Consider the following 15,676-nt stretch of genomic DNA (forward strand, 5'->3'; position numbering starts at 1 on the left):
GTCGCGGTGATCGACATGGGCGCTGTCGGCGCGGCGCTCACCGGCCGCGGCGCCGCTCCCACCGACGACGACGCCACGCGCACACTCGCCTGATTGCAGGCCCTCGCACCCGGCAGCTGTCCGCTGTCAGCGAGTGAACGACCTCGCCGCGTCGAGGAACACGTCGTTCTCCTCGGCGGTGCCGATCGTCACGCGCACGCCGTCGCCCGCGAACGGCCGCACCACGACCTTGTGCTCCAGCGCGTGCTCGGCGAACTCGACGGTGCGCTCGCCGAGCGGCAGCCACACGAAGTTCGCGTGCGTCTCGGGAACGTCGTAGCCCGCCGCGCGCAGCTCGTCGCGCACCCGCGAGCGCTCACGCACCACGTCCGCGCACCGCGCGAGCAGCTCGTCCTTCGCGTCGAGTGAGGCGATCGCGGCGGTCTGGGCGAGGGTGTTGACGCTGAAGGCCACATAGACCTTGCGCAGCGCGGTGATCACCTCCTCGGGGCCCACCGCGTAGCCGACGCGCAGGCCCGCGAGCCCGTAGGCCTTGGAGAACGTCCGCAGCACGGTCACGTTCGGCCGCGTGCGCACGAACTCCAGCCCGTCCGGCACGTCGCGGTCGGTGACGAACTCGCGGTACGCCTCGTCGAGCACCACGAGGACGTCGGAGGGCACCTGGTCGAGGAAGCGCACGAGTGCGTCGCGGCGCACCGCCGTGCCCGTGGGGTTGTTGGGGTTGCACACGAACACCACGCGCGTCCTCGGCGTGATCGCGGCGACCATGGCGTCGAGGTCGTGGGTGTGCGCCGAGTCCAGCGGCACCGTCAGCGGCTTCGCGTTGCCCACCTGCGTGACGATCGGGTACGCCTCGAACGAGCGCCACGCGAAGAGCACCTCGTCACCCGGCTCGCACATCCCCTGCACGAGCTGCTGGCACAGCGACACCGAGCCGCAGCCGACGGCGATCCGCTCGAAGGGCATGTCCAGCTCGCTCGCGAGCCGCTCGGTCAGGGCCTGCGCGCCCATGTCGGGATAGCGGTTCACCTGGGCTGTCGCGTGGGCGATCGCCTCGGCCACGCTGGGCAGCGGGCCGCCGGGCACCTCGTTGCTGGCCAGCTTGATCGCGCCGGGCACCGTGCGGCCGGGCACGTACGCGGGCAACGCGGCCAGGTCGGCCCTCGTCGGAATTGCGGAGGACATCGGATGCGCTCCTCGGGGGTCGAAAGAGTTTCGCCGTTCAACCTATCTCGCCGCATATCTGCCAGCTCACGTTGACTGGGGCACCACTATCGGTGGTTGAGTGGGTACATGACGCAGACGTACACCGAGGACTACCGGCACGAGGACGGCCGCACCGCGAGGCTCACCTTCGCGGAACCGGATGGTGCCCTGCGAGGTGGTCTCGTCGTGCTGCACGAGGCGGAGGGCGTCACCGACACGGTGCGGCTTCTCCTCTCGGGGCTCGCCGGGGAAGGCTGGCTGGCCGTCGCTCCCCACATCGTGGCCGACGGCGCGCCGCTGACCGGCCAGGACGTGCTCGCGGCCACCGATGTCACGCTCGCGTGGCTCGTGGAGCGGGGCGTGCGGGCCGACCTGATCGGCGTCGTCGGGTTCGACACGGGCGGCACGGCCGCGCTTGTGGTGGCCGCCAGCCGCAAGCTGGGCGCCGCGGTGAGCGTGGGCGGGCACGCCGTCAGCGCTCCGGCATCCGACGAGCTGCCCCAGCTGGTGGAGATCGCGGGCAGGCTCACCAGCCCGTGGCTCGGCATGTACGGCGACGACGGCGATGTGGCGGGCGAGCTCGCGGTCGAGCGGCTGCAGGAGGCGGCGTCCGCTTCGAAGGTGGCCACCAACGTCGTCCGCTATCCGGGCGCCAGCCACCGCTTCGACGCCGACCCGGCCGCCGCGGCCGAGGCGTGGCACCGCACGCTCGACTGGTTCGACGCGTACCTGCGCTGAACAGGTACGAGCGGGAACGAAACGGTCGTCGGCGCCGTCTTTGCGAAGTAGAGTGCTGCGTGCACGAGTCTCTGGGGGTGCCGCCGTGACCGATCCTTCCGCCGAATCCGTTCCCGTGCTGGCGCCGGGCGCCGCGTTCGCGTCGGGCGCCGCCGCAGCGCTGGCCCCGGTCGCCGAGGACCTCGAGACCGTCCGCGACCAGGTGCGGACCGGTGACCTCAAGCTCGATCCCGACGCGGCGCACCGCTTGCTGGCCTCGATCAACGCCGTGCAGTCCAGGGTGCACACGCTGATCGCCGACTGCGGCGACCGCATCGACCAGCCGCTGCGGTTCGGGGACAACTTCGTCGGCCGCACGATGGGCGAGCGGCTGCGTGGCGCCGCGTCCGGCGGGGCCGACGCCGCGATCCCCGTGCTCGAGGAGTTCGCGCTCCAGCTGGAGAAGCTGGACGAGATCGTGCGGCGGGCGGCCGGCCTGATCGCCGAGGCCGACACCGACGCGAGCGAGCAACTCGCGCGCATCGGGGAGGTGGACTGATGGAGCGTGGACCGGTGCATTGCCTGCCCTACCCGTGGCCGCGGCCAGAGCCCGAGCCCGAACCCGGCGACCTCGGCCAGCACGTGAACTGGCGGACCTACTCACACCGCGAGCTGTACGACATGGCCACCACGGGGCTCGACCTGGAGGGGGCCACCGAGGTCGCGGCGCAGTGGTCGCGGCTCGGCGGGGAGCTGGACGAGGTCGGGCAGGAGCTGCGCAAGGCGCTGCGGGAGGCCGCCGACGGTTGGCAGGGGGCAGCGGCCGAGGAGGCGAGGGGCAAGGTCGAGCAGCTCGCCGGCTGGACGGAGGAGTCGGCGTCGGGCAGCGCGGTCGTTTCCGGCTGCGTGAGCGAGCAGGCCGCGCTGGCCGCGGCAGCCAAGCGCAACATGCCGGAGCCGCCACGGTTCGAGATCCTCCTGCCCACCCCGCAGGTGCCGCAGGAATACTGGCGCACCGCGCCCGACCTGGTCGCCGACCCGGCGCCGGATCGTGAGGAGTCGCGGCAGCTGCACCAGCAGGCCGCCGAGGTGATGGAGCAGTACCAGCGCGACTCCAACGAGCTGTACGGGCGCGTGCCCGCTTTCCAGAGCCCGGACCCGGGTTCGTCGATCCTGAGGGAACCCGACCCGCCGCCCCCTCACCAGGACCAGGAGCCGACGCCGGACCCGACGCCGGACGAGGGCACGACGGCGAGCTCCGCCACCCCGGGTGCGTCCGGCGCGGGCGGCACGGCCGCGCCGGGTTCACCGGGTGGCGGCCCCACGACGCCGCCGACGCCGATGACGCCGGGGCAGCAGAGCGGCGGCGGCGAGCAGCAAGGAGCCGGACCGCGCGCGGGAGCCGCGGCGCACAGCGGTCAGGCAGCGCCTCCAGCCGCGGCGTCGGCGGCCCCACGCGGCGGAGCGGCGCCCGGCGCGGTGCCGATGGGTGCCGCCGCCGGTGCGCGCCCCGGCGGGGACGACGATGTCGAGCGCAAGTCGCCCTCGTACCTGCAGGAGGAGGACGACCTGTGGGGGCCGCAGGTGCCAGTGGTTCCGCCGGTGCTCGGCGATGGTCCGCGCGGAGGCTGGTGAGTGCGCGACGAGAGCACCGGCTGGATCAGCCTGCACCCCGGTGAGCTGTACCTGGTCTGGACCGAGCTGGGGCTCGGTGAGCTGCCCGCCGTGCTCGCGATCCCGCACGTGGGGCGCACGGCGGCGGCCCGCGCCGAGCTGGTCGCGATCGCCGACCGGGCGCTGGCCGAGCGGGGGCTCGGCACCGTCGCCCGGCCCGCCCGTGACCTGGCCGACCTGCTGCGTGCGCTGGCCGTACCCGAGCTGTCGCTCGACCTGGAGTTGAGCGGTGACGGGCCGGTGTTCCGTGGGGTGGGCGCCGCCGGCGCGTACGGCGACGTGACCGCCGGAGTCGCCGACGCGGAGGTGAGGCTCGGCCCGGTGCGCAGGACGGCGCTGGTGGAGACGATGCTCACGGCGGTCTCCCCGCTGCAGGCCGGCACCGGCAGCCCGGGCAATATCCGGTTCGCCGACTACCGCAGGGCCTGCCGGGTGGCCGAGCACGAGGGCTCGGCCGGGTTCCTGGACGTGTTGCGTGACGCGGGCGTGCGCCCCGTGGAGGCCAACACACTCCTGCGGGCCGTCACGGGGCGGTCCGGTTCCGGGCGGTTCGGCGCGAGCACGCGGGCGCGGGGACGGGCTCCGAGCACGGTCAACTGGGTCGACACGGAGCAGGGCCGGTATGCGCTGCGCAGGCGCGGCGACTGGGTCACGGTCACTCCGGTCGACCCAGCGCGGTTGCTGACCATGGCGCAGGAAATGGCCTCGGATCTGGCCTAAAGTGCGGCGTATGAGTGCTGACGCCGAGGTCGGAGAGGTGTTGTGGCGGCCCTCTCCCGAGCACATCGCCGAAACCAGGATCGAGGACTTCCGCCGGTGGCTGAGCACCGAGCGCGGCGTGACCACCAGGAACTACCAGGAGCTCTGGGAGTTCTCGACGGGCTCGCTCGGTGACTTCTGGTCCGCCGTGGCCGACTACCTCGGGGTGCGCTGGCACGAGCAGCCCGGCGCGGTGCTGTCGGGACTGGAGATGCCGGGCAGCCGGTGGTTCGAGGGCGCGACGCTGAACTACGCGGAGCACGCGTTGTCCGGAGGCGTCGCCGGAGCGGAGAAGGCCGCCAGCGACCTCGCGGTGATCTTCCAGCGGGAGGACGGCAGGGAGGAGCGCCTCACCTACGGCGAGCTGCGTGCCAGGGTGGCCGCCGCGCGGGCGGCGTTCGTGGCGCTGGGTGTCGGCAAGGGCGACCGCGTGGTGGCGCTCGCGCCGAACTGCCCGCAGACGCTGGTGGCCTTTCTCGCCGCGGCGAGCCTCGGGGCAACCTGGTCGTCGTGCTCACCGGACTTCGGGGTGCGCGCGATCGCCGACCGGTTCACCCAGATCGAGCCGAGAGTGCTGGTCGCCGTCAACGGCTACGTCTACAACGGCAGGTCGTTCGACGTCCGGCCGACCGTGGAGGAGCTGCGCGGGAGGCTGCCGGGGCTCGCGGCGACGGTGCTCGTCGACTACGAGGGCGGTGGCACGATCCCGGACGCGCTCGGCTGGGACGCCCTGCTCGCCGAGCACGCGGGCGCCGAGCTCGCGTACGAGCCCGTGGAGTTCGACCATCCGCTGTGGGTCCTGTACTCGTCGGGCACGACGGGCCTGCCCAAGGGGATCGTGCAGGGCCACGGCGGGATCACGGTCGAGCACCTCAAGGCGTTGGCGCTGCAGTGCGATCTGGGGCCGGGGGAGCGGTTCTTCTGGTTCACCACCACCGGCTGGATGATGTGGAACTTCCTCATCTCCGGCCTGCTCGTCGGCTCGACGATTGTGCTGTTCGACGGCAGCCCCGGACATCCCGACCTGCGGACGCTGTGGCGGCTGGCCGAGCGCCACGGAGTGACGTACTTCGGCACGTCGGCGCCGTTCGTGCAGAGCTGTCTGAAGGCGCATCTGAAGCCGTCGGAGGAGTTCGATCTGTCGGCGATGCGGGCGCTGGGGTCGACGGGGGCGCCGCTGAGCGTGGAGGGGTTCCGCTGGATCGCCGACGCGATCGGTCCGCACGTGCAGATCTGCTCGGTGTCGGGCGGCACCGATCTGTGCACCGCGTTCGTGGGCTCGTCGCCGGACCTGCCGGTGTGGCTGGGCGAGCTCTCGTGCCGGTGCCTCGGCGCGGCGGTTGAGGCGTACGACGAGGCGGGCAAGCCCGTGGTCGACCAGGTCGGCGAGCTGATGATCACCAAGCCGATGCCCTCGATGCCGGTGTTCTTCTGGAACGACCCGGACGGCACGCGGCTGCGGGAGGCCTACTTCGAGGAGTTCCCCGGCAGGTGGCGGCACGGAGACTGGATCAAAATCACACCGCGCGGCTCAGCGGTCATCTACGGCCGGAGCGACTCGACCCTCAACCGGGGCGGCGTGCGTATGGGCACGGCGGAGTTCTACCGCGTTGTGGAGGGCTTCGAGGAGGTCCAGGACTCGCTGGTCATCGACACGTCGGCCAACGAGGAGGGTGAGCTGCTGTGCTTCCTGGTCCTCTCCGAAGGGGCGACACTGGAGGCAGTGGAGCCGTCACTGCGCAAGGAGCTGCGAAAGGAGCTCTCGCCCCGGCACGTCCCGGACCGGTTCGTGGTGGTCGACGAGGTCCCGCGCACGTTGAACGGCAAGAAGTGCGAGGTCCCGGTGAAGAAGATCCTCAAGGGCGTCGCCCCGGACCGAGCAGTAAGCCGCGACGCGCTCGCGAACCCGAACTCCCTGGCCCCCTTCGTGGCGCTCGCGAGCGGCGATTGAGCAGGTCAGCGCGTTGGCCGGGGGTGCTTTGCCGGGGGTTCGATGGCGTGTGTACTCTATGACAGCAGTGGTCGCGACCTGGGAGGCTTCGCCTAGTCTGGTCTATGGCGCCGCACTGCTAATGCGGTTGGGGGTAACCCCCCCTCCCGGGTTCAAATCCCGGAGCCTCCGCCGGGGCTCGGCCTAGCCGAGCACCACCCCGACCCCGGTCGGGAACAACTGAACACTGCGCCCGTAGCTCAACGGATAGAGCATCTGACTACGGATCAGAAGGTTAGGGGTTCGAATCCCTTCGGGCGCGCCACCCAACACCCCAGCGAGGCCACCGTCTAGCTGGGGTTTTGCTTTTGGTCATCTCCTGCCGCCGCAATATCGGCGACAGTGGCGTGGGCGGCCGGCCTGCCCTTGGTCTCCGTGACTGGTGCTCGTGAGTTGGTCAGAGGTTCAGGAGTGCGACGCCGTACGCGACTATCCAGGTGGCCCAGCCTAGCCAGCCGACCAGGCCGGTGATCGCGATCCGATTCGTTCCGTCCACATTGTACGGAGCGGCGGCGGAGGAGACGAACAGCAGTGCCGCGCTGGCATACCCGAGCCAGGCGTGCCAGGTGGGGATGAAGTCGAGGCTGGAGCCCGCGACGGTGAAGCCCAGCAGCGCGATCGCCAGAAAGGCCTGGTTGAAGCCGAAAAGCACATTGGTCACCGCCCACAGACCAGGTACCGAGCCGCGATGATGCACGGCGGCCGAGGCCGCCCCGAACCGAAGCGCCTCGACCACCATGAAGGTGGCGTTCTGCATGAGGACCCCGGCGAAGCCGGCCAGCGCCCAGCCGTCGGTCCTCGCTTCCCCACGCCAGAGCGCCGACAGCAGCCCCGCGGCGAAGAACGTGAGGAACAGCCAGGTGGCCGGGACGAGCACCGAGGGCCGCTTCAGCCGATCACCCATTGCGGCGAGTGCGTCGGTCACCTCCTTCAGGGGTTTTCCCGAGCCCGGCGCCGGAAGGCCGCCGCGTAGGTAGCCGATGTTGGTGAGGACGCCGAGCGCGACGAACCCGATGCCGCCCGCCCCCGCGAGGCTGGTGATGATCACTGCAGTGCCCCCATTCGTTTTACGATGCTTATATTCAATGTAGAAGGCGCTAGACTGAGGGGCAATGATGGAGCAGGAATCAGGGCGCCGCCGGTACAACTCCCTGCGCCGCGTCGCGCAGGCGCACCAGACGAGGGCCGAGATCGCCGACGCCGCACGCAGGCTGTTCATCGCCCAGGGCTGGGCGGCGACCACCGTGCGGGACGTGGCGCGCGAGGCCGGGGTTTCGGTGCCGACGGTCTACGCCGCGTACCAGAACAAGCCGGGGCTGGTGCGGGCACTGGCCGACGCCGCGGACCTCTCGGCGGGGCTGCCCCAGATGATCGACGAGTTGGAGGGCACCAGTGAGCCCCGGGCACACCTGGCGGCGATGGCCGGTTACGACCGGCGCGTGTACGAGCGCGCGGGCGACCTCATCGCCCTGATCCGGGAGGCGGGCCGCACCGAGCCCGAACTCGCCGAGCTGTACGTGCAGGCCCGTAGGGAAGCCGACCAGACCCGCGTCCAGGTCTTCTCGTCCTGGCCGCGGGGCACGCTCCGGCACGGGCTGGACGTTCCGGTCGCCGTCGACATCTACGCCGCGCTCTGCAACATCGACGTCTACACCACGCTCACCGTCGAGCGGTCGTGGTCACCCGACCGCATCGAGGAGTGGTGGGGCCTGGCACTCGCCCGCGAGTTGCTGAGCCACCCCGAATAGTGCACTTCGAGATCATCGGCACCGATCCGGGGCAGCTGCGCGAGTACAGCCGGCGTCGCCGGGAATGCGGGCATCAACGGCGGCATCGGCGGCGGGCAGGAGTACCCCCGGCGCGTGTTGCTCTACGTCGGGGGCGACGCCGTCGAGTCGGCGTCGCGGCAGGCCGGGCGGTTCGGCGGGCTTCACCGGATGGACCGGAGCGGACGCCGTGAGACGCAAGCTGGTCGGCGTCGCCGGCCTGGCGTGAACGGCGAGGAGCGAGTGTGAAGCACCTGGTCCTGATCTACGGCAACCCGGACCGGGGATGAGCAGACTGCCACGGCAGTCCACCTGGCCACGGCGCTCCACACGGGCCCGACCGGCACGATCCGCTCGTCGCGCACGAGCACGTCGGCACGGTCGAGCGAGCCGCTGCCGGGGTCGAGCACCAACCCGGCGAGCTGGGCCGCCTCCAGCCATGCCCGCATCCTGCCGTGCTCGGGCTGATCAGGTCGTCAGTTCCGCGAGCAGGGCTCGAACCCGGCGGTCGATGTCGTCGCGGATCGGGCGGATGCGGTCGGCCGGCTGGCCCGCGGGGTCGTCCAGTTGCCAGTCCAGGTAGCGCTTGCCGGGGAACACCGGGCACGCGTCGCCGCAGCCCATCGTGATGACGACGTCGGCGGCCTGTACCGCGTCGGTGGTCAGGGGTTTGGGGAACTCCTTGGACAGGTCGAGTCCGATCTCGTTCATCACCTCGACCACGGCGGGGTTGACGCTTTCGGCGGGCGCGGAGCCCGCGGAGCGGACGGTGACCCGTCCCTGGGCGTGGTGGTCGAGCAGCGCGGCGGCCATCTGTGAGCGGCCGGCGTTGTGCACGCACACGAACAGGACCTCGGGCGGGGTGGTCATCGGTTTGCCTCCACGGTGAAACGGCGACGGAGTGCGAGAGATACGTAGACGAGGCCGACGAGCACGGGGACCTCGATCAGCGGTCCGACCACACCGGCGAGGGCCTGGCCGCTCGTGGCGCCGAAGGTGGCGATGGCCACGGCGATGGCGAGTTCGAAGTTGTTGCCCGCCGCGGTGAACGCCAGCGTCGTGGTGCGCTCGTAGGTCAGCCCGAGGCCCTTGCCCAGTGCGTAGGAGCCCGCCCACATCACGGCGAAGTAGACCAGCAGCGGCAGGGCGATCCGGGCGACGTCCAGGGGCCGGGCGGCGATCTGCTCTCCCTGCAGCGCGAACAGGATCACGATGGTGAACAGCAACCCGTAGAGCGCGATCGGCCCGATCTTCGGCAGGAAGCGCGTCTCGTACCACTCGCGGCCCTTCGCCCGTTCGCCGAGCCTGCGGGTGAGGAAACCGGCCACCAGCGGGACGCCGAGGAAGATCAGCACACTCTTGGCGATCTCCCAGCCGGACACGGCGAGGTCGGTGGTCTCGAGACCGAGCCAGCCGGGCAGCAGTGCGAGGTAGAACCAGCCGAGCAGGCCGAACGCGATCACCTGGAAGACCGAGTTCACCGCAACCAGCACCGCGGCGGCCTCCCGGTCGCCGCAGGCGAGGTCGTTCCAGATGATCACCATCGCGATGCAGCGGGCGAGCCCGACGATGATCAGCCCGGTGCGGTACTCGGGCAGGTCGGGCAGCAGTAGCCAAGCGAGCGCGAACATCAGGGCCGGGCCGATGACCCAGTTCAGCAGCAGCGACGACCACAGCAGCCGCCGGTCGCGCGTCACCGAGCCGAGCTCGTCGTAGCGGACCTTGGCCAGCACCGGGTACATCATCACCAGCAGTCCCACGGCGATCGGCAGCGAGATTCCGTCCACCGACACCGTGTTCAGCGCGGTGCCGAGCCCGGGGACGAGGCGGCCGGCCACCAGGCCGACCGCCATCGCCGCGCCGATCCACACCGGCAGGAACCGGTCGAGCGTCGAGAGCTTGCCCACCAGTCCGGCAGAGGCGCTGTCGGTCGTGGTCACGCCGGCACCGTCTCCTCGCCGGGCACGAGTACGGCCGACAGCCGGGCCAGCATCTCCGGATGCACGCGGTAGTACACCCACGTGCCGCGCCGCTCGCCGGTGATCAGGCCGGATTCGCGCAGCACCTTCAGGTGGTGGGAGATCGTCGGCGCGGTCAGGTCGAACGCGCCGGTCAGGTCGCACACGCACGCCTCACCGCCCGCGTGTGAGGCGATCAGCGAGAGCAACCGCAGCCGGACCGGGTCGGACATGGCCTTGAAAAGCCGGGACAGCTCCACGGCCTGCTCTTCGCTCAGCGGCTCTCGCGCCAGTGGTGAGCAGCACGCGTCCAGGGCGGTCAACGGCAGTTGCTTCGGCATGCGTCTATATTGACAGACCTCTAATTAGGTATCAATCTAAGTTCATGTCACGTATGCAACTCGCGCTGCGGGTGGGTGACCTGCAGGGATCGATCGAGTTCTACTCGAAGCTGTTCAACACCGCCCCGGCCAAGCTTCGGGACGGCTACGCCAACTTCGCCATCGCCGAGCCACCGCTCAAGCTCGTGCTGCTCGAGGGTGAGCCCGGTCAGACCACCGTCATGGACCACCTCGGCGTCGAGGTCGACACCAGCGGCGAGGTCGTCGCCGCAGGCGAACGGCTTGCCGGCGAAGGCCTCGACACGCTGACCGAGAGCGGCACCACCTGCTGCTATGCACTCCAGGACAAGGTCTGGGTGCATGGCCCCGGCCAGGAGCCCTGGGAGGTCTACACCGTCAAGGCCGACTCCCAGTCCTTCGGGCAGCCGGAGGGTTGCTGCTCCTGACCGGGGTCACGGTCTGATCGTCGTGCCCTCGTTCAGGGTTACCTGCCCCGTCACGTACTCGCTCCACACGCCCGCGCTGACTTCCGCGCCGGGCCGGGCGAGGCTCTGCACGTAGCTGCGGCCCTTGTGCACTCCACCGAAGGTCACCGCGAACTCGCTGGTGCTGGCGCGGTCCTGTGGCGGGATGTCGTTGGGCGGCACGATCTCGTTGAGGCCCCAGCGGTAGTCCTCGCGGTAGTCGCCCACGACTTGCTCGAACGTGTTCTCCAGGATCGCGCCGGTGGCAGGGATGTGCATGAGGACACCGCGGAGCCCGTTGTCGTAGGTGGTGTTGTACACGAGCACGTCGCCCTCGCCGCCGCGGTAGAAGGCCGCGCGGCCGGAGCCGCCCTGCGCAGGGGCGGGATCATCCGCCAGTACGACGAGGGCAGGCAGCGCATCAACACCCTGCGCCTCGCGGAGCTCGACACCGGGTTCCCCGGGCTCGTGTCGGCGGTGCTCGCGTCGGCGGACTGACCGCGGGGGGTGACAGGATGGCGGCATGTCGGTACGCGCGGACTCTGGCCCGAGCCGTCCCTGGCGCGGTGTCGGCGCCGACGAGCGGCAGGCGCGCCGCCGCGAGCAGCTGATCGAGGCCGGCTTCACGCTCATGGGCACCGACGGCGCGGCCTCCGTGACCATGCGCGGCGTCTGCCGGGAGGCGAAGCTCACCGAGCGGTACTTCTACGAGAGCTTCCGCAACCGGGAGGAACTGCTCGTCGCCGTGCTGGAGTCGGTGGCTCGTCAGGCGAGGGCCGTGCTGGAGGCCGCGCTGGGGGAGGCGCCCGAGGACGCCGCCGATCTGACACACCGCGCGGTCGGGGCGTTCACCGGTTTCGTCACCGCCGACCCCCGCCGGGGCCGGGTGCTGTTCGTGGAATCGCTCGCCGCGCCCGAGCTGACAAGCCGCGGCGCCGAGCTCGTCGAGGAGTTCACGGCGACGATCGCGCAGGCGCTGCGCACGCCCTCGCTCGCCGGCGAGACCGCGGACGACCGCGACGTGGAGCTCAACGCGCAGGCGGTGTTCGGCGCGCTCGCGTACCTTTTCCAGGCCTGGCTGGCCGGGCGGGTGCCGATTGGTCAGGACCGGTTCATCGAGCACGTCGTGCAGGTGATCGAGCAGCTCGCCAAGGCCAGTTCGCGGCGCTGACCTCCACGGAGGATCGACGACGCGCAACGCCGCCGCTGCCCGCCACGTCCGCCGGAGATGACATCGCCCGCGGTGCGTTCGGGGGCGGTGGTCGTGGCGTTCGCCTGGCCGGAGACGCGCCGGTGTCCCAACCCACAAGTTGACATCACCTGATGTTGACATTGGTCGATGTCAGCTCTACCTTGGCCGCATGCAGGGCAAAGGCGCAGCACGCGTCCGCGTCGCGATCATCGGGGCCGGGTTCGGCGGACTGGGCGCCGCGATCGCCCTCAAACGGGCCGGCATCGACGACTTCGTGGTGCTGGAGCGTGCCGACGACGTGGGCGGCACCTGGCAGGCCAACACCTACCCTGGCGCACAGTGCGACATACCGTCCATTTTGTACTCGTTCTCGTTCGCGCCGAATCCGCGCTGGAGCAGGCTCTACCCGCTGCAGGGCGAGATCCACGACTATCTGCGCCGGTGTGCCCGCGACTTCGGCGTGCTGCCCCACGTCCGGCTGCGGCACGAGGTGCTCGAAGCGGTGTGGGACGAGGACGACCGGTTGTGGCGGGTGCGCACCGACCGGGGCAGGTGGGAGGCGCGGGTGCTCGTGGGCGCGCTCGGGCCGTTCAGCGAGCCCGCCGTGCCGGACCTGCCGGGCCTGGATCGCTTCGACGGAACCGTTTTCCACTCGTCGCGGTGGAACCACGACCACGAGCTGACGGGCAGGCGCGTCGGCGTGATCGGCACGGGAGCGTCGGCGGTGCAGATCGTGCCGAGGGTGCAGCCCGTGGCAGGGGCGATGACCCTGTTCCAGCGCACGCCGACCTGGATCATGCCGCACCCTGACCGGCCCATGGACGGCTGGCCGAGGCGAGTGTTCGAGCGGGTGCCCGCCGTGCAGTCGCTCGCGCGGACCGGGCTCGACCTCGTGCAGGAGGCGCTCGTACCCGGTCTGGTGCACCAGCCCGCGCTGCTGAAGGGACTCGAACTGCTGGGCCGCGTGCACCTGCGCAGGCAGGTGCGCGACCCGCGGCTGCGGGCGAAGCTGACGCCGTCGTACGCCTTCGGCTGCAAGCGGCCCACGTTCTCCAACGCCTACTACCCGGCGCTGTGCGAGCCGAACGTCGAGGTGGTGACCGAAGGGATCCGCGAGGTGACACCCGAGGGGATCGTCACCGCCGACGGCCGCACCCACCGGCTCGACACGCTCGTGTTCGGCACCGGTTTCCGGATGGCCGACCACCCCGGGTTCACGCGCCTGCGTGGCCGGGACGGGCGCACGCTGGCCGAGGCGTGGAGCAGGGGGCCCCGGGCCTACCTCGGCACCACCGTCGCCGGGTTCCCCAACTTCTTCCTGCTGCTGGGTCCCAACTCGGTGGTCTACACGTCGCAGGTCGTCACCATCGAGGCCCAGGTCCGCTACGTGCTGAGCTGCCTGCGCGCCATGGAACGCCGAGGGCTGGCCGCGGTGGAGGTCCGCGAGCGCGCACAGGAGGAGTTCGTGCGCGAGGTCGACAACGGGCTGCGCGGCTCGGTGTGGAACACCGGCGGCTGTGCCAGCTATTACCTCGACGACAGCGGCCGCAACTTCACGTTCTTCCCCGGGTTCAACCGGCGGTTCCGGGCCCGTACCCGGCAGGTGGACCTTGCCGACTACCACCTGAGGAGCGCCTGATGTTCCGTCTTCCCCGCATCGGCCGCCGTCCCGTCGTCGACGCGCGCGGGGCGCGCCGCCACACCGACCAGTCCCACGCCATCGCCGCGCGTGACGTCCACTTCTCGTGGGAGGGCGTGCCGATGCACTACATCCCTGGCGAACCGATGGCGACCCACATCATCAACGTCATGCACCTCGTGCTGCCCGAGGGCGAGCGCGCGATGTCGAAGGCGCTCGCCGAGGCGCTGCCGCTGATCACCGACGAGCGGCTGCGGGAGGAGGTCGTGGGCTTCATCGGCCAGGAGGCCACCCACGCGTCGTCGCACGAGGGCGCGCGCGAGCACCTGGCGACGCTCGGCCTCGACGTGGAGCCGATCGCGCGCAAGATGGACTGGCTCGTCGACCGGGTGCTCGGTGAGCACGGCCTCACCGGCAGGGCCCGGCACGCCTGGCTGTGCGAGCGGCTCGGCCTGTTCGCCGCGATGGAGCACTACACCGCGGTGGTGGGCGAGTGGCTGCTGGAGGCCGAGCACCTCGAGCGCAAGGGCATGCACCCGACGATGCTGGACCTCGTCCGGTGGCACGGCGCGGAAGAGGTGGAGCACCGCAACGTCGCGTTCGACGCGTTTCTGCACGTGGACGGGAGCTACGCGCGCCGCGTGCGGACGTCGCTCGTCGCCAGCTTCACACTCGCGACGCTGTTCCTCACCACCGCGCGCTACCTGTACCGCACCGATCCCACGCCGGGCGCACGGCGGTGGTGGGTGACGGAACTGCTCAGCGCCACGCGCCGGGGCGTGATCCCGAAGGCGACGATCTTCCTCACCGAGATCCCGAAGTACCTGCGCCCGAGCTTCCATCCCTCCCAGCTCGGGCCGATGGACACGGCGCTGCGCTACCTCGCGCGCTCGCCCGCGGTGAGCACGGCATGACCACCACCAGGCAGCCCACCACGGCCATGCGGATCGCGGCCGCCGCGGGCGGGGCGTACCGCGGCGTGTTCGCCGAGAGCCGGCTCGCGCCGCTGCTGTCGCGGCCACAGCCCGTGCGCCGAACCGGGTTCGACCTCGATCTGTCTATTCTCGACCGTCGCGAGGAGGCCGAGGACGTGGTGAGCCTCGTCCTCGGCGACGTGGACGGGCGCCCGCTGCCGTCGTGGGTCCCCGGCGCCCACGTGGACGTGTTCCTGCCCTCGGGGCGGCAGCGGCAGTACTCGCTGTGCGGCGACCCAGCCGACCGGCGCGCCTACCGTGTCGCGGTGCGCCGCATCCCCGGCGGGGAGGGTGGCTCGGCGGAGGTGCACGGGCTTCGCGTGGGCGATCCCGTGCGCGTGCGCGGACCCCGCAACGCGTTCTCCCTCGTCGACGCAGGTTCCTACCTGTTCGTCGCGGGCGGCATCGGCATCACCCCGATCCTGCCGATGGTGCGCGAGACCGAGCGGCGGGGCAGGCCGTGGCGGCTCGTCTACCGCGGCAGGTCCCGCGCGAGTATGCCGTTCCTGCGCGAGCTGGCCCACTACGGCCCCGCCGCCGTGGACGTGCGCACCGACGACGTGACGGGAAGGCCCGACCTCGCCACGATCCTTCCGCTGGCCGAGCCGGGCGCCGCGGTGTACCTGTGCGGTCCCCCGGCGTTGACTGACGGGGCGTGGCGGATGTTGCGGGACATCGACCCGGCCGCGTCCCTGCACACCGAACGGTTCAGCCCGCTGCCCGTGGTGGGAGGCAGGCCGTTCCGCATCCGGCTCGCGCGCAGCGGGGTCACCGTGGACGTCGCCGGGGAGGAGACGGCCCTCGCCGCGGTCCGCCGTGCGCTGCCCGGTGTGGCGTACTCCTGCCGCCAGGGGTTCTGCGGCACGTGCAAGACCCGAGTGCTCGACGGGCGGGTGGAGCACCGCGACCGTACGCTCACCGCACGCGAGCGGCAGGACGCGATGCTGCTGTGCGTTTCACGCGCCTCCGGCTCGCTGGTACTGGACCTCTGACGAC

18 protein-coding genes and 2 tRNA genes are annotated in these 15,676 nt (G+C 71.1%); 14 read left to right on the top strand and 6 right to left on the bottom strand.

Translation table 11 applies throughout. The features are described 5' to 3' along the window. Positions 1–126: 126 nt before the first annotated feature. On the bottom strand, positions 127–1,185 hold the full coding sequence (gene hisC / locus FCN18_RS02810; RefSeq protein ID WP_112266215.1) for a histidinol-phosphate transaminase: 1,059 nt from the start codon (positions 1,183–1,185) through the stop codon (positions 127–129). 108 nt (positions 1,186–1,293) lie between these two features. On the opposite strand from hisC, the gene FCN18_RS02815 reads away from it, so the two are divergent. The 7 genes from FCN18_RS02815 to FCN18_RS02845 all read left to right on the top strand — a co-directional run bounded on the left by FCN18_RS02815 (position 1,294) and on the right by FCN18_RS02845 (position 6,611). After that, entirely contained in the window at positions 1,294–1,944 is a 651-nt protein-coding gene (locus FCN18_RS02815; RefSeq protein WP_137093074.1) for a dienelactone hydrolase family protein, read from the top strand. Positions 1,945–2,029: 85 nt separating this feature from the next. Further along, positions 2,030–2,482 carry a hypothetical protein gene (locus FCN18_RS02820; RefSeq protein WP_113642698.1) on the top strand — a complete coding sequence of 151 codons (453 nt, stop codon included), beginning with the start codon at positions 2,030–2,032 and terminating at the stop codon, positions 2,480–2,482. After that, positions 2,482–3,558, top strand: coding sequence for a WXG100 family type VII secretion target (locus FCN18_RS02825; RefSeq protein ID WP_137093077.1), 1,077 nt, complete (start codon positions 2,482–2,484; stop codon positions 3,556–3,558). The genes FCN18_RS02820 and FCN18_RS02825 overlap by 1 nt, the downstream gene beginning before the upstream one ends. Continuing rightward, on the top strand, positions 3,559–4,317 hold the full coding sequence (locus tag FCN18_RS02830) for an ESX secretion-associated protein EspG (RefSeq protein WP_137093079.1): 759 nt from the start codon (positions 3,559–3,561) through the stop codon (positions 4,315–4,317). 10 nt (positions 4,318–4,327) lie between these two features. Further along, a complete protein-coding gene (locus FCN18_RS02835) occupies positions 4,328–6,307 on the top strand; it encodes an acetoacetate--CoA ligase (RefSeq protein WP_137093082.1) in 1,980 nt (659 codons plus the stop codon). An 81-nt stretch (positions 6,308–6,388) separates the two neighbouring features. Beyond that, positions 6,389–6,478 (top strand) — tRNA-Ser (locus FCN18_RS02840). A gap of 57 nt (positions 6,479–6,535) precedes the next feature. Next, positions 6,536–6,611: transfer RNA gene (locus FCN18_RS02845), tRNA-Arg, on the top strand. A 132-nt stretch (positions 6,612–6,743) separates the two neighbouring features. Here FCN18_RS02845 and FCN18_RS02850 read toward each other — a convergent pair. Continuing rightward, positions 6,744–7,394 (bottom strand): hypothetical protein, encoded by a 651-nt coding sequence (locus FCN18_RS02850; RefSeq protein ID WP_137093084.1) that lies wholly within the window; start codon positions 7,392–7,394, stop codon positions 6,744–6,746. Positions 7,395–7,458: 64 nt separating this feature from the next. Between FCN18_RS02850 and FCN18_RS02855 the strand changes: the two genes are divergently transcribed. Next, the gene (locus tag FCN18_RS02855; protein ID WP_206077789.1) at positions 7,459–8,094 is read left to right on the top strand and encodes a TetR/AcrR family transcriptional regulator; all 636 of its coding nucleotides are present in this window, start codon (positions 7,459–7,461) and stop codon (positions 8,092–8,094) included. A gap of 486 nt (positions 8,095–8,580) precedes the next feature. Here the strand turns inward: FCN18_RS02855 and FCN18_RS02860 are convergent, their stop codons facing one another. The 3 genes from FCN18_RS02860 to FCN18_RS02870 are packed head-to-tail and all read right to left on the bottom strand — an operon-like array spanning position 8,581 to position 10,411. Beyond that, positions 8,581–8,982, bottom strand: a complete 402-nt coding sequence (locus FCN18_RS02860; RefSeq protein WP_112266235.1) for an arsenate reductase ArsC — start codon at positions 8,980–8,982, stop codon at positions 8,581–8,583. After that, positions 8,979–10,052 (bottom strand): ACR3 family arsenite efflux transporter, encoded by a 1,074-nt coding sequence (arsB, locus tag FCN18_RS02865; protein WP_137093086.1) that lies wholly within the window; start codon positions 10,050–10,052, stop codon positions 8,979–8,981. Before arsB ends, FCN18_RS02860 begins: the two co-directional genes overlap by 4 nt. Beyond that, the gene (locus tag FCN18_RS02870; protein WP_112266239.1) at positions 10,049–10,411 is read right to left on the bottom strand and encodes an ArsR/SmtB family transcription factor; all 363 of its coding nucleotides are present in this window, start codon (positions 10,409–10,411) and stop codon (positions 10,049–10,051) included. The genes arsB and FCN18_RS02870 overlap by 4 nt, the downstream gene beginning before the upstream one ends. Before the next feature lie 44 nt (positions 10,412–10,455). Between FCN18_RS02870 and FCN18_RS02875 the strand changes: the two genes are divergently transcribed. Beyond that, positions 10,456–10,857, top strand: coding sequence for an ArsI/CadI family heavy metal resistance metalloenzyme (locus tag FCN18_RS02875; RefSeq protein ID WP_112266241.1), 402 nt, complete (start codon positions 10,456–10,458; stop codon positions 10,855–10,857). A 6-nt stretch (positions 10,858–10,863) separates the two neighbouring features. Here FCN18_RS02875 and FCN18_RS02880 read toward each other — a convergent pair whose 3' ends face one another. Next, a complete protein-coding gene (locus tag FCN18_RS02880; protein ID WP_228713594.1) occupies positions 10,864–11,154 on the bottom strand; it encodes a hypothetical protein in 291 nt (96 codons plus the stop codon). Here FCN18_RS02880 and FCN18_RS39655 point away from each other — a divergent pair. The 5 genes from FCN18_RS39655 to FCN18_RS02905 all read left to right on the top strand — a co-directional run bounded on the left by FCN18_RS39655 (position 11,149) and on the right by FCN18_RS02905 (position 15,672). Further along, entirely contained in the window at positions 11,149–11,373 is a 225-nt protein-coding gene (locus FCN18_RS39655; RefSeq protein ID WP_199542882.1) for a hypothetical protein, read from the top strand. The two genes, FCN18_RS02880 and FCN18_RS39655, sit on opposite strands and share 6 nt — an antisense overlap. A 25-nt stretch (positions 11,374–11,398) precedes the next feature. Continuing rightward, a complete protein-coding gene (locus FCN18_RS02890) occupies positions 11,399–12,046 on the top strand; it encodes a TetR/AcrR family transcriptional regulator (protein WP_137093088.1) in 648 nt (215 codons plus the stop codon). 190 nt (positions 12,047–12,236) lie between these two features. Next, complete coding sequence (locus FCN18_RS02895; RefSeq protein WP_112266245.1) at positions 12,237–13,706, top strand: flavin-containing monooxygenase; 1,470 nt, start codon at positions 12,237–12,239, stop codon at positions 13,704–13,706. After that, entirely contained in the window at positions 13,706–14,620 is a 915-nt protein-coding gene (locus FCN18_RS02900) for a metal-dependent hydrolase (RefSeq protein WP_113642676.1), read from the top strand. The genes FCN18_RS02895 and FCN18_RS02900 overlap by 1 nt, the downstream gene beginning before the upstream one ends. Further along, on the top strand, positions 14,617–15,672 hold the full coding sequence (locus FCN18_RS02905) for a PDR/VanB family oxidoreductase (RefSeq protein WP_228713596.1): 1,056 nt from the start codon (positions 14,617–14,619) through the stop codon (positions 15,670–15,672). The genes FCN18_RS02900 and FCN18_RS02905 overlap by 4 nt, the downstream gene beginning before the upstream one ends. Positions 15,673–15,676: the final 4 nt, after the last annotated feature.

The organism is Prauserella endophytica (genome assembly GCF_005146945.1).
GTDB classification, from domain to species: Bacteria; Actinomycetota; Actinomycetes; order Mycobacteriales; family Pseudonocardiaceae; genus Prauserella_A; species Prauserella_A endophytica.

Excerpts from the sequence above, each read along its gene's own strand:
- hisC (WP_112266215.1), bottom strand. The coding sequence starts at position 1,185 with ATGTCCTCCGCAATTCCGACGAGGGCCGACCTGGCCGCGTTGCCCGCG.
- FCN18_RS02815 (WP_137093074.1), top strand. The coding sequence starts at position 1,294 with ATGACGCAGACGTACACCGAGGACTACCGGCACGAGGACGGCCGCACC.
- FCN18_RS02825 (WP_137093077.1), top strand. The coding sequence starts at position 2,482 with ATGGAGCGTGGACCGGTGCATTGCCTGCCCTACCCGTGGCCGCGGCCA.
- FCN18_RS02835 (WP_137093082.1), top strand. The coding sequence starts at position 4,328 with ATGAGTGCTGACGCCGAGGTCGGAGAGGTGTTGTGGCGGCCCTCTCCC.
- FCN18_RS02855 (WP_206077789.1), top strand. The coding sequence starts at position 7,459 with ATGATGGAGCAGGAATCAGGGCGCCGCCGGTACAACTCCCTGCGCCGC.
- FCN18_RS02860 (WP_112266235.1), bottom strand. The coding sequence starts at position 8,982 with ATGACCACCCCGCCCGAGGTCCTGTTCGTGTGCGTGCACAACGCCGGC.
- FCN18_RS02870 (WP_112266239.1), bottom strand. The coding sequence starts at position 10,411 with ATGCCGAAGCAACTGCCGTTGACCGCCCTGGACGCGTGCTGCTCACCA.
- FCN18_RS02875 (WP_112266241.1), top strand. The coding sequence starts at position 10,456 with ATGTCACGTATGCAACTCGCGCTGCGGGTGGGTGACCTGCAGGGATCG.
- FCN18_RS02880 (WP_228713594.1), bottom strand. The coding sequence starts at position 11,154 with ATGCACATCCCTGCCACCGGCGCGATCCTGGAGAACACGTTCGAGCAA.
- FCN18_RS02890 (WP_137093088.1), top strand. The coding sequence starts at position 11,399 with ATGTCGGTACGCGCGGACTCTGGCCCGAGCCGTCCCTGGCGCGGTGTC.
- FCN18_RS02895 (WP_112266245.1), top strand. The coding sequence starts at position 12,237 with ATGCAGGGCAAAGGCGCAGCACGCGTCCGCGTCGCGATCATCGGGGCC.
- FCN18_RS02900 (WP_113642676.1), top strand. The coding sequence starts at position 13,706 with ATGTTCCGTCTTCCCCGCATCGGCCGCCGTCCCGTCGTCGACGCGCGC.
- FCN18_RS02905 (WP_228713596.1), top strand. The coding sequence starts at position 14,617 with ATGACCACCACCAGGCAGCCCACCACGGCCATGCGGATCGCGGCCGCC.